At 55.4% G+C, this 11316-nt stretch carries 12 protein-coding genes; 8 read left to right on the forward strand and 4 right to left on the reverse strand.

The window, feature by feature from the left end:
* Positions 1–42 precede the first annotated feature (42 nt).
* Positions 43–1524, forward strand: coding sequence for a L,D-transpeptidase (locus ACFPQ4_RS06845; protein ID WP_378111037.1), 1482 nt, complete (start codon positions 43–45; stop codon positions 1522–1524).
* An 11-nt stretch (positions 1525–1535) separates the two neighbouring features.
* Here ACFPQ4_RS06845 and ACFPQ4_RS06850 read toward each other — a convergent pair whose 3' ends face one another.
* Positions 1536–1682, reverse strand: coding sequence for a hypothetical protein (locus ACFPQ4_RS06850; protein ID WP_378111038.1), 147 nt, complete (start codon positions 1680–1682; stop codon positions 1536–1538).
* A gap of 249 nt (positions 1683–1931) precedes the next feature.
* Here ACFPQ4_RS06850 and ACFPQ4_RS06855 point away from each other — a divergent pair, with 249 nt between their 5' ends.
* Genes ACFPQ4_RS06855 through ACFPQ4_RS06865 form a run of 3 tightly spaced genes read left to right on the forward strand, consistent with a single transcriptional unit; the run spans position 1932 to position 4371 of the window.
* Positions 1932–3026 (forward strand): quinone-dependent dihydroorotate dehydrogenase, encoded by a 1095-nt coding sequence (locus ACFPQ4_RS06855; RefSeq protein WP_378111039.1) that lies wholly within the window; start codon positions 1932–1934, stop codon positions 3024–3026.
* A 60-nt stretch (positions 3027–3086) separates the two neighbouring features.
* Positions 3087–3890 carry a GTP diphosphokinase gene (gene yjbM / locus ACFPQ4_RS06860; RefSeq protein WP_378111108.1) on the forward strand — a complete coding sequence of 268 codons (804 nt, stop codon included), beginning with the start codon at positions 3087–3089 and terminating at the stop codon, positions 3888–3890.
* A 49-nt stretch (positions 3891–3939) separates the two neighbouring features.
* On the forward strand, positions 3940–4371 hold the full coding sequence (locus ACFPQ4_RS06865) for a DUF309 domain-containing protein (RefSeq protein ID WP_378111040.1): 432 nt from the start codon (positions 3940–3942) through the stop codon (positions 4369–4371).
* Between the two features lie 62 nt (positions 4372–4433).
* On the opposite strand, the gene ACFPQ4_RS06870 is transcribed toward ACFPQ4_RS06865, so the two are convergent.
* Both ACFPQ4_RS06870 and ACFPQ4_RS06875 read right to left on the reverse strand, forming a co-directional pair.
* Positions 4434–4889, reverse strand: a complete 456-nt coding sequence (locus ACFPQ4_RS06870; protein WP_378111041.1) for a PCYCGC motif-containing (lipo)protein — start codon at positions 4887–4889, stop codon at positions 4434–4436.
* An 18-nt stretch (positions 4890–4907) separates the two neighbouring features.
* The gene (locus ACFPQ4_RS06875) at positions 4908–5411 is read right to left on the reverse strand and encodes a thioredoxin family protein (protein WP_378111042.1); all 504 of its coding nucleotides are present in this window, start codon (positions 5409–5411) and stop codon (positions 4908–4910) included.
* A 155-nt stretch (positions 5412–5566) separates the two neighbouring features.
* Between ACFPQ4_RS06875 and ACFPQ4_RS06880 the strand changes: the two genes are divergently transcribed.
* A complete protein-coding gene (locus tag ACFPQ4_RS06880; RefSeq protein WP_378111043.1) occupies positions 5567–6421 on the forward strand; it encodes a pseudouridine synthase in 855 nt (284 codons plus the stop codon).
* Positions 6418–7209 carry a Cof-type HAD-IIB family hydrolase gene (locus ACFPQ4_RS06885; protein WP_378111044.1) on the forward strand — a complete coding sequence of 264 codons (792 nt, stop codon included), beginning with the start codon at positions 6418–6420 and terminating at the stop codon, positions 7207–7209. Before ACFPQ4_RS06880 ends, ACFPQ4_RS06885 begins: the two co-directional genes overlap by 4 nt.
* A gap of 356 nt (positions 7210–7565) precedes the next feature.
* Here ACFPQ4_RS06885 and ACFPQ4_RS06890 read toward each other — a convergent pair whose 3' ends face one another.
* Positions 7566–8711: a GGDEF domain-containing protein gene (locus tag ACFPQ4_RS06890; RefSeq protein WP_378111109.1), complete on the reverse strand. Its 1146-nt coding sequence runs from the start codon at positions 8709–8711 to the stop codon at positions 7566–7568.
* A gap of 139 nt (positions 8712–8850) precedes the next feature.
* Between ACFPQ4_RS06890 and ACFPQ4_RS06895 the strand changes: the two genes are divergently transcribed.
* Both ACFPQ4_RS06895 and ACFPQ4_RS06900 read left to right on the forward strand, forming a co-directional pair.
* Positions 8851–9993, forward strand: coding sequence for a glycosyltransferase family 4 protein (locus ACFPQ4_RS06895; RefSeq protein ID WP_378111045.1), 1143 nt, complete (start codon positions 8851–8853; stop codon positions 9991–9993).
* A gap of 21 nt (positions 9994–10014) precedes the next feature.
* Positions 10015–11295: a metallophosphoesterase family protein gene (locus ACFPQ4_RS06900; protein ID WP_378111110.1), complete on the forward strand. Its 1281-nt coding sequence runs from the start codon at positions 10015–10017 to the stop codon at positions 11293–11295.
* Positions 11296–11316 lie beyond the last annotated feature (21 nt).

The raw sequence follows: 11316 nt of genomic DNA on the forward strand, positions 1-11316 counted from the left end.
AGAAATAGAGATCGGGACATCGCAAGGAGCGTGTAAGCGACGGTGAGCAAAGAAAAACGGATCGAAGCGCAAATCCAACATTTTTACGATCACGTACCCGATGTGGATGATGCTTTTCCCCTTAAAGAATATTTATTGAAGCACGAAGATAGCCGAATGGCATGGTATTTGCTCGGCAAGCAATATGAGAGCAAAGGAGATACCGCCAAGGCAACTTATTGCTTCGGCCAGGCGGGCGACATCTATACGGCGTTCGAAGGAAAACCGGCCCCCGCATTACCTGATCCCCAAGAAGAGGACGAGGACAAGAAGGAGCGAAAGGCGTTCTGGATTTGGGCCAGCGTATTCGTCGTGCTCCTAGGCGCGATCGGGCTTGGGATTTACGCATTAGCGAAGGAACAGCATCGACAAGAAGCTTCGCCAATCGAATCGGCTATCGAGTCGGTAGAGACGGCGGAAGCTTCCCCGATCGATAACGCGCAAGTCGTCCCGCCGCAGCCCGTACAGATTCCCGTAGCGTCCGTAGCAGCCTTTGGCATCGTGTCGGCGGCGCGTGACGCTAACCAAGCCGAACAAGGACTCGGTTCTTTGTTGATGCCAGCGACGGACGATCGTGCTAATCTACTCGTTCAGGCTATGCCGCTAGACAAGTGGAACGATTGGCTCAAAAGCGGCAAGCCGCTGGCTTCCGTCGTAGCGAGTGAAGCGCAAGGCGTCTCCGGCGTCAACTGGTTCGATGCGAAGACGTGCAACTGCAAGCCTCAAGAACCGGGTACGACGAAACAGCAAATCAAGCAATGGAAACCGATGCAAGAGAGCAAGCTAGTGATGCGTTCGGCGATCTTGAGTTACCATGAACGCAAGGGCGTTTGGCCTGCTAGTCCGGAAGCGCTGAATGCGGACTATCCAAATAACACGATCGCAGGGTGGAGCGAGGAGATGACGCCTTGGTTCACGGAGGTTATGGCCGAACTGAACGATAAGCAAGACGGCAAGCTGCCATCCACGATCGGTTGGCCGACCGCCTCGGGTCCGGCTAGCGGCTTAGGCACGCCCGCTGGCGCGCTCGCGCCGTTAACGAAACAGCCCGTCGAGATCGTCGTCGATAAGTCGATCCATCGGCTTGCGGTCGTGAGCGGCGACGTTATTTTGCGCAACTACGAAGTAGGCTTGGGGGGCGGGCGGACGCCGGAAGGGTCGTTCGTCATTACGGAAAAAGTTCGCAACCCGAATGGGACCGATAAGGGGAAATTCGGAAGCAGAGGGATGACGTTATCGGATAGCGACTACGGCATCCACGGCACGGATAAGCCAGGCAGCATGGGGAAGGACGAATCTCTTGGCTGCGTCAGAATGAAGAAGGAAGATATCGAGGAATTGTTCGACATGGTTCCGCTAGGAACGAAAGTAACGATATCAAAAGGAAGTTTGCCCAACGAACTCCGCGTGCCTGCCGAGCGATTCAAGCTCAGCAACGCGAAGGACGAGACAAACCCCCATAAGGTTTATGACTGGTTAGATTGAACAACGATCCGTTAAGGATTCCAGATTAACAATGCGGCTACGACGGCGACGACCGCCACGAAAATAACGCCGAGCCAGATGAGAGCTTTCTTGTTCACTTGTTCAGTCGGTTTGTGGGCACGCGGATTAGCAGGGGCTCTTTTTTTGGGTGCGCTCATCGTTCATCAACCTCTCATCGAATAGTTCAACTTTTACTTATTCATTGTAAACGTTTTCGGGCGAAATTGCCAGACGAGCTCCCGTTTTCCGGTCGATTTTCAAAGATTGCATCAAGATATGGCGAATGGGCGATGTGCCCTTTTCTTTTGCCTGCGAAAAGGCTAAACTGTTACCCGAAAGGTTTTGTTCATTAACCTATTGGATCTGACTATTACTCGCATCGATCATCGGAAGGGAAGTTGAATTCGTTGTTGTATAAAATGGCCAAACCGTTCTTGTTCCGCATGGATCCCGAATCTGCCCATCATCTTATCGTCGACGGCATGGGGTCCGCAGCTCGCGTGCCTGGAGTCCCGGCTCTATTGTCCGCGATATGGGGAACGAGAGCGGCGCCGGAGCTAGCGGTTGACCTGTTCGGACTGCATTTCGCGCATCCCGTAGGCCTCGCGGCCGGCTTGGATAAGAACGCGAAAGCGGTAACCGGCTTGTCGAGAGTCGGGTTGTCTTTCATGGAAGTAGGAACGGTAACGCCGAAAGGGCAAGCGGGCAACGAGTTGCCCCGGTTGTTCCGTCTTCCGCCGGACGAAGCGCTAATTAACCGGATGGGCTTCAACAATGAAGGCGCGGACGTAATGGCAGAGAGGTTGGCGAAGCTACCGAAGCGTACGATCCCGCTCGCCGTGAACATCGGCAAAAACAAACTGACGCCTAACGAGAACGCGGCGGACGACTATCGCGAGTGCGTACGGAAACTATATCCGTACGGCGATTTCTTCGTCGTAAACATTAGTTCTCCGAATACGCCCGATCTTCGCGCGCTCCAGTATGGAGACGAGCTGCGCTCGCTGCTCGACGCGGTCAAGGACGAAATGGGCAAGCAAGCGGAGCGTCATGGCGGATTGCCGAAGCCGATTCTCGTTAAAATCGCGCCCGACAATACGCAAGAGCAACTGGCTTATATGGCTGAAGCGATCCAGCTCAGCGGCATGTCCGGCATTATCGCGACTAATACGACGATTAGCCGAGACGGTCTGACGCACGCGAACAAAGGCGAAACGGGCGGCATGAGCGGCCGTCCGCTAACGGAGCGCTCTACGGAAGTCATTCGCGCCGTCTATTCGCTAACGAAAGGCAAGCTTCCGATCATTGGGTCCGGAGGCATTTTCACGGCTGACGACGCCTATGACAAAATCCGGGCGGGCGCAAGCCTCGTAGAAGTATATACGGCGCTCATCTATAAAGGGCCGGGGCTGCTGAAGTCGATCCATAGCGGACTGCTCAAACGGCTTAAGCAAGACGGGTTTACGCGCATTTCGCAAGCGGTCGGCGCGGATCATCGATAAGCGCAGCGTCGCCCGGTGAAGTTCGCGTGGTTAGAGTAAGGGATAGGAGGTTTGCCGATGATGGACGGAAGAGACTGGGGGAAGTTTCTGCTGCCTTATCAGCAGGCGGTCGAAGAACTAAAGGTAAAGCTGAAGTCGCTGCGTTCCGAGCTTAAAGCCAGGGACGAATATGCGCCGATCGAGTTCGTTACAGGCCGCGTTAAGCGGATTTCCAGCATTTTGGAGAAGGCTCGCAGGCTATCCGTGCCTCTCGACCACATCGAGCTGGGCATCGAAGACATCGCGGGCATCCGCATTATGTGCCAGTTCGTGGACGACATCTATCGCGTGGCGGAGCTGATCCGGCAACGCAAAGACCTCGTGCTCGTATACGAGAAAGATTATATAACGAACTTCAAGGATAGCGGATACCGTAGCTACCATCTCATCGTGGAATATCCCGTGCAGACGTCGCTCGGTTCGAAGCCCGTGTTGGCCGAAATCCAAATCCGGACGCTCGGAATGAATTTCTGGGCAACGATCGAGCATTCGCTGAATTACAAATATAGAGATCAGTTGCCCGAGCACGTGAAAGAGCGCCTCCGCAAAGCCGCGGAAGCCGCGACCCAGCTCGATCTGGAAATGTCGAGCATTCGCCAGGAGATCGTCGAAGCGCAGCAGGACTTCGAGGAGAGCTCGATTATCGTTCACAAGGTGCTCAATGAAATTCAGGAGCTGTATTTTTTCCGAAGAGTACGGGAGGCGGCGCAGTTCCAAATCCGCTTCAACGAGCTATGGGAACAGGACGACGTATGGGGAATCAAGGAGCTGTCTGCGGAAATTCAGTCGGCGCTCGATCGCGCGGGCAAAAGCGGACACGAGTAAGCTGGATGCGTTACGTGGGACGGTTGTGGCGAGAGGCGGGGACTTCGGCATGGCTAAGGAAGCTTACGGACTGGCCGATGTGATGGGGGATGAACGCTATTTGGCGTTCATCTCCTATTTCAATACGGACCTTGACTACTACGAGTGTCACGAGGTCATGGAGGAGCTATGGCTGGAGGAAGGACGCCATCCGCTGCTGCAGGGACTGTTGCAAGCGGCCGTCGGCTTGCACCACTGGCATAACGATAACTTCTCCGGAGCGGTGAAGTTAATGGAAGCTAGCTTAGCCAAGCTGTCCGTCTATGCCGACGTCGTGCTAGGACTCGATTTGGCTCGGTTACGCGGCGACTTAGCAACTTCGCTGGCTGCGCTCGCGGCAAGACCTATGGATGCGCCTTTTCGGGCATTCGAGCTGGGCGTGTTGGACGAGCCACTCGTAAACGCGGTTGCGAATTGGGAGAAGGCCCGGCGGGACGGGTGATACCGGCCTTAACAAAAAGACGGAACGAGAAGCAGCTAGCCTCTCGTTCCGTCTTTCGCATTTTACGCTTTGTAGTTAGGATTGAAGTTTTGCTCGATTAGCTGGCGGATCTCTTCGTCGGACTTGCCTTCCTTGCTCCACTTTTCGATGTCGGCTAGTTCTTCGGTGCAAATGCCGCACAGGCCGCTATGGTTCGTCCAAGTGACGCCGTCTTCGGTTTTGCTCGCCACGTAACAGCGGAAAAGTCCGACATGCGGGTCATCCTCGTACTCCATGCAACCGCAGTAGCAGTTCACCGTTTTCATTAGCTCCTCGTACTGTCCGACAATCGCATACAAATGCTTCGTACGCACCGAGAAATTGTCGATGAAAGACGGCATGTCCGCGAGCGACGCTTCTTGCTCCCACGTCTCGCTGTTGGTAGCATGGACGTGCGAGCCTCCGCTTCCGCAGGCGACGAGCACGATGCCGCAAGTGAGTAGCGCCGTCGGTAATGCGAGCAACCATTTGGCTTTCATTAGTCGTTACCTCCCGACTTAATCGTTTCCGTCCGGTTTATGGTCGGTGAAAAACTTCTTGAAGTCGTCTAGCGTATAACCGACGGTATTGGCGGATTCTTTCAAGCCGCCTTCCATTCTGCCGGCTTCGACGCCGTCTTTGTAGTACACGAGCGTTGGCGTCGCGTTGATGTCCATTTTGCCCAGGTAAGACTGGAACTCAAGCAGGTTGAACTGGTGGAAGTTAATGCCAAGATCGTCCGCGATCGGTTTAATCTGCGGTGTCGAGAATAAGCAATGAGGGCAGCTTGCCGAGAAATAATAGACGAAGAAGCTATTTTTGTCGGCGATCATTTGATCCAGTTTGTCCGGAATCAAAATGTTGTTGTAATTCGGATCATCCAAAAGGTCCCTCGTTGGCTGGGATAGATCGCTCGAAGGCATTCCGTACACCGTATCTTTCTTGAAATTGTTAAGAACGACCAATGCGACGATGAGCACGACGAGAACTCCGAAGAAAATGGCTAAATTTTTACCTTTCATCAGGCAATACTCCCACCTATCCGTTATGATTAAGGACGAAGCATGGACAAGTCCATCCATCTTTCTTACATTATACTAGATTAGACTCGCGGGAAAAACCGAAGTTATAATAATGACAACAAACTGCCCCAACTGCATAAAAGGTGGAATAAAGAATGAAAACAACGATCCGATTGGATAAAATGCTCGGCAATCTCGGGTACGGCACGCGAAGCGGCATCAAAATCCTCGTCAAGCAAGGCGCGGTCAACGTAAACGGCCAACGCGCGAAAGACCCGGGCATGCAGATTAACCCACACAAAGACGTCGTCGTGCTAGACGGCGAGACGATTCAATACCGGGATACCGTCTACGTAATGCTTCATAAGCCCGCGGGAGTCGTATCCGCGACGGAAGATAACCGGGACCGCACGGTGCTCGATTTGCTTGATACGGACGTAACCGTACTATCTCCGTTCCCGGTCGGGCGGCTCGACAAAGACACCGAAGGTTTACTGCTACTGACGAACGACGGGAAGCTCGCTCACGAGCTGCTATCGCCGCGCAAGCACGTGCCGAAGACGTACAGAGCTTTGGTAGCGGGCGAAGTGGGGTCGTCGGACGCCGCGGCGTTCACCCAAGGGGTGACGCTTGAAGACGGTTACGTGACGATGCCTGCGCAGTTAAGCGTACTCGCGTCGGCAACGGATCCTGCTGCCGCTATTGGCCTGTCTGACGATGTGGAACTGAACGTTGCCGAGCTGAGCGAAGCCGCGAACATCGCGCGTCAAGCGATCGCATTAGATTATACGGAGTCTCCGCTAAGTTGGATCGAGCTTACGATCCATGAAGGAAAATTTCATCAAGTGAAAAGAATGTTCGAGGCGGTCGGCAAGAAGGTGCTCTACCTTCGCCGCGTTTCCATGGGGCCGCTGGCGTTGGATCCGTCGCTATCGCCCGGCGAATGGCGGGAGTTGAGCGAGGAAGAAGTAGACAGCTTGCGTAATTACCGGAAGGATGGGTTGGCATGACGTATCGGATAATCGCATTGGACGTTGACGGAACGTTGATCAACGACCACCACGAAGTAACGCCGCGTGTGAGGGAGGCGGTTAGAGCTGCCGCCGAGAGGGGCGCGGAGATCGTATTATGCACGGGTCGAGGTTCGACGAGCGCGTTGCCCGTGCTCGCCGAGCTCGGGTTAGAGGGGACGATGATCACGCATAACGGCGCCTCGATCGTCGACAGCGCGACGCGCAACATTATCGCGGAGACGGCGATTCCTCTCGAGCAGGCGCAGCGTTATGTTCATTTTGCGCGGGAGCGCGGTATTCATTACGATATGAACACCGCATTCGATCTCTATGTAGAGTCTGTGGACGATCATACTTCGCAGATGTACAAGCGCATGTTCGCGAATCCGATTATTCGGTCAGCCGAGGATGGAATGCCGGAAGGCTTGGTCAAAATTTCGATGTTCGCATCGAAGGAAGCGCTCGACGACGCGGAAGCGGCATGGAGCGACTGGCAGCACGAGCTGCAGACGGTGAGAAGCGGCGACTATTTCATCGACGTGCAGCACTTCCAGGCATCGAAGGGGACAGCGCTGAGACAGCTGGCTGCCATGAGAGGGGTACCCTGCGAGCAAGTGCTGGCGATCGGCAATTATTATAATGATCTGGGCATGATCTCGTTCGCCGGCTTGGGCATCGCGATGGATAACTCTCCGGAGGAAGTGAAGGCGGAGGCGGATGAAATCACGTTATCGAATAACGAAGACGGCGTTGCGCTCGCCTTAGAGAAGCATGTGCTTGCGTAACGGGTATATATGCAAAATCAAAAAAAAAGCAAGCCAGCGCACGCCGGACTTGCTCTAAGCAAGGCGGACCCTAATGTAAGTTCAATTGGGAACTCAGTAACCTGCTTTGAGGATGATAACAAGTAAGACGTAAAGAACCAGAGCCAAGGCTGCAGCTGCTCCGTACCCGCCAACTACACCGGACATGCATACTCCTCCTTCATGAACATAATGTGTTGGGATGCCGGGCTCAGGTCCCTGATCGGGATGTCTTTCGCCTCGGTCTACACTTATTTTATGAAGAAGGACGGTCGTAGATTGGACATTTACCCCATGGCATTTGATTTTGGGCAAATACCGCCATCGAACGACAGGAGCTAGCTCGCTCCCTTGAGCTTCGCGAAATCGGTAACGCGGTTCTTACCGTTCGTCTTGCTATGGTACATCGCTTGGTCCGCGTTCTTCATGAGCTGTTCGGCCGTAACCCCGGCTTCGTATAGACGAACGCCAACGCTGACGGTAACGAGGCTTTCCTTCTCCGTTCTTGCGCGAATAGCTTCCGCGGTCTGCATCAAGGCGCTGCTCGGGCCGGCGACGATCGCGACGAGCTCTTCGCCGCCGTAACGTCCGGCGAGGCCGATCCCTTCGGTCTCTTCCGTCAGAATGGCCGCGACTTGCTTCAGCACGATATCCGCTTTGTGATGACCTTGCGTATCGTTAAGGCGTTTGAAGTTGTCGATGTCGCAGAAGATGACGCCATGCGGCCGGCCGGATCTAACCAGCTGTTCGAGCTTGCCCATGAAGTAGCGGCGGTTGTACAAGTTCGTAAGGCCGTCCGTGATCGACGAACGGTAGACGGATTGCAGCAGCTCGACGACGCGCTCGAACAGCAGCAGGAAGAGCAGGCAATAGTAGATCACCGTAAGCAGCCCGCTCAACGTACCGTATCCGCGGGGCTCGGCGAAGCCGTAAGCGCCTACGATGATCGTTAGCTGCGATGCGAACGAAACGAAAAGCGAAGCCAAATATTTGCGAGGCTGGCCGATGTGAGGCGCGAACATGAGCGCGAATAGTGGCGACAGCAGCAGCATGAAGCCGTCCAGGACGGGCGTCGTGCGCACGTTGACCGCCAAGTCGGCTGCGGCTTCCGCGGGAGCGTCCGGCATAAAGTCGGCTATGCCGATGACGAGGGCGACGACGAGCAAGCCGAACAGCCACAGCCGCGTACGGGGGCGTCTGCGGTGATAAAGCTCAAATATCGCGAAATTGATGACGATGAACGCATATACTTGTAATAGCTTGCCGCCGAATACGATCCATGCGCTCGGCTTGGCGGCATTCACCGCGATTGCCAATTGAAGCAGGTTATAGAACAATATAATGACGAGCGAGACGAGCAACGACCGGAACGCTTGCCTGCGGTTGCTCCCTTGAAGCCGGTAAGACATGAATAGCATTAGGCCGACGATGACGACAGTCATCGTGGAAGTGAACAATTGGCCTGAAATGTCGATTGTATGCATGGGCAAGTCCATCAGCGGCTCCTTTATGTACGACCATTTAGCTTGCAGAACATACGTTTCTATAATATCATATTTTAGAGCCGTTCTAAAAGAGTCAGTAGATAGGCTTTTAGGCATAGGAAGAGAGGAGGAATCGGCCTTGAACATTTTGCAGGCGCTATTTTTCCCTCCGGAGCAACCGGGAGGCGTCTCGTCCATGGTGCCCCATATCAGGGAACGGTTCCGTAAACTCGGCTGGGAGATGGAACTTTTCTCGCTACCGAAACGAATCCGCAACAAAGGTCACGAAGAGATAGAGTTCGAGACGTTCGATTGGCGGCAATACGCCGGTAACGCGATTGTAGACAAATATATACAAACCTACAAAGACTATATTTGGTGGGTAAAGCTGCGGCTGGCCCAGCAAAAGTTCGACTTGATCCACGCGCATCATCCGATCGCGGCGCTCGCGATGAAGCATCATTTTACGGATACGCCGATCATGATGACCGTTCACTCCAGCTTCGAGAAGGAGCTTATTCTGAACGGACGGATCGCCGAAGGCGGACCGGAGCATCGATTCCTGACGTCCATCTATAGGGAGCTCGAGCATCGGACCGACCGCATGCTGACCGTATCGAAGTCTTTCGCGCAATATATGGGCGGTTACATGGAACATCCGGAGAAGATCGAAGTCATTCCGAACGGTTACGACGAACGGCGCTTCAAGCCGATTTCGCACGAAAATGCGGTCACGCAGCTCGTCTCCGTCTGCCGGCTCGTTCCGGCCAAGGGCTTGGATATCCTGCTGAAGGCGTGCGCGGAGCTTCGGAAGCGGAATTGCCAGTTCGTGCTTCATATTATCGGGGACGGTCCTGCCCGAGAGGAACTCGAGCAGCTATCGCAGCGGCTCGGTATTTATGACGATACGATTTTCTACGGGTACATGCTTCATCCGGAAGAGATGATTCCGTTCTTCGACGTGTTCGTGTTGCCGTCCCGGGCGGAGTCGTTCGGTTCCGTATTCGCGGAAGCCGCGCTCTGTTTGCTCGCGCTCGTCGGTACGAACGTAGGCGGCATTGCCGAGCAAATCCAAGACGGGGTGAACGGGCTGCTCGTGCCGCCGGAAGATCCGGTTAAGCTGGCCGACGCGCTGGAGACGGTCATCAACGATCCGCACTTTCGGTACGAGATGGCCCGGGCGGGCTGGAACAAAGCGGTTAAGACGTATTCGCTCAATCGCGTCATCGGACAGTTGAAACGCATTTATACTTCATTCGGTCAGGGAACGACGACAGGATAACGAGAAAGGGGCTTGAACGCCGTGGGGGTTCCTTTTACGTTCATGCATGCGGCGGATTTGCACTTGGACAGTCCTTTCAAGAGCTTGGCTAAGGCGCCCGAGGCGGTGCGAAGCCGGCTGCGCGAGGCTACTTTCGCCGCGTTGCGCCGGTTGGTCGATGCCGCGAAGCGGGAAAAAGTCGATTTCGTCGTCCTTTCGGGCGACTTGTACGATGCCGCCGACCGGTCGCTTCGCGCGCAGCTGAGGCTGCAACGCGCCTTGACGGAGTTGACCGAACAGGGCATTGAAGTGTTCGCCGTTCACGGCAACCACGACCCGGAGAGCGGACGCCAGGCGATGCTGGATCCGCCTCCGGGGCTTTTTGTGTTCGGTTCGGACGATGTGGGATGCTTGCCGGCGCACGCGCGCGGGGGAGAAGTCGTCGCGAACGTGTACGGCATTTCCTATCCGAACGCTGCCGTCACCGATAATTTAGCGCTTCGGTTTGTACGGAGCGAAGGTGCCACGTTTCATATTGCCGTACTTCACGCCAACGTCGACGGAGATCCCGCGCACGACAACTACGCGCCCTGCCGGCTCGATGAATTAGTCGCGGCAGGCTTCGATTATTGGGCGCTCGGCCACGTGCATGGCCGGCGCGTTCTGCACGAGTATCCGCACGTCGTCTATCCAGGCAATTTGCAAGGGCGCAGCATTCGCGAGACGGATAGCAAAGGCGCATACATCGTGAAGGTCTCGTCGACCGGCGGCGTCGAGATGAAGTTCGTCGACGTGGCCGACGTGTTGTGGCGGGAGTCGGTGATTTCCATAGCGGGCATCGAACGCGAGCAAGAGCTTAAAGAACGGCTGCTTGCGGCCGTCGAAGAAATGCGTATGTCATCTCAAGGGCGGCCAGTCGTCGCCCGCCTGCGGTTGGAAGGCCGAGGTGCGCTGCACGAGCGGTTGCTAGAGCCGTCGGTCGCCGAAGAATGGCTGGCAGAGCTCAGAGACTGGGTAGGCGCCCCGGACGATGCCGAGGGCGACTGGTTGTGGCCGGAGGCGATCGCCGTGCGGACGAGCAGCCTACTGCGGCTCGAAGCCGCAGCGGAGGAAGAAGGATTCGTCGGCGAAATGCTGCGGATCGGCCTTGAAGCTAGCGACGACGAGGAGCGTTCTTCCGCGTTGTTCAAGGAAGCGCTGGAATCGCTTCGCAAGCAGCCCGCGCTCCGAGGCTGGTTGGATTCGCGAAGCCACGAAGAACGGGCCGAATGGATCCGGCAAGCGATGGAGCTGTCGGTCTCGCTGTTGCGGGAGGAACAGTAAACGAACGATATCGAGTAGGAG

Origin of the sequence: Cohnella yongneupensis, from assembly GCF_042655785.1 — a bacterium.
GTDB classification, from domain to species: Bacteria; Bacillota; Bacilli; order Paenibacillales; family Paenibacillaceae; genus Cohnella; species Cohnella yongneupensis.

What these genes read in the sequence shown, in the direction of transcription:
- ACFPQ4_RS06850 (WP_378111038.1), bottom strand. Translation starts at nt 1,682, where the DNA reads ATGAGCGCACCCAAAAAAAGAGCCCCTGCTAATCCGCGTGCCCACAAA.
- yjbM (WP_378111108.1), top strand. Translation starts at nt 3,087, where the DNA reads ATGGACGGAAGAGACTGGGGGAAGTTTCTGCTGCCTTATCAGCAGGCG.
- ACFPQ4_RS06865 (WP_378111040.1), top strand. Translation starts at nt 3,940, where the DNA reads ATGGCTAAGGAAGCTTACGGACTGGCCGATGTGATGGGGGATGAACGC.
- ACFPQ4_RS06870 (WP_378111041.1), bottom strand. Translation starts at nt 4,889, where the DNA reads ATGAAAGCCAAATGGTTGCTCGCATTACCGACGGCGCTACTCACTTGC.
- ACFPQ4_RS06875 (WP_378111042.1), bottom strand. Translation starts at nt 5,411, where the DNA reads ATGAAAGGTAAAAATTTAGCCATTTTCTTCGGAGTTCTCGTCGTGCTC.
- ACFPQ4_RS06880 (WP_378111043.1), top strand. Translation starts at nt 5,567, where the DNA reads ATGAAAACAACGATCCGATTGGATAAAATGCTCGGCAATCTCGGGTAC.
- ACFPQ4_RS06885 (WP_378111044.1), top strand. Translation starts at nt 6,418, where the DNA reads ATGACGTATCGGATAATCGCATTGGACGTTGACGGAACGTTGATCAAC.
- ACFPQ4_RS06890 (WP_378111109.1), bottom strand. Translation starts at nt 8,711, where the DNA reads ATGCATACAATCGACATTTCAGGCCAATTGTTCACTTCCACGATGACT.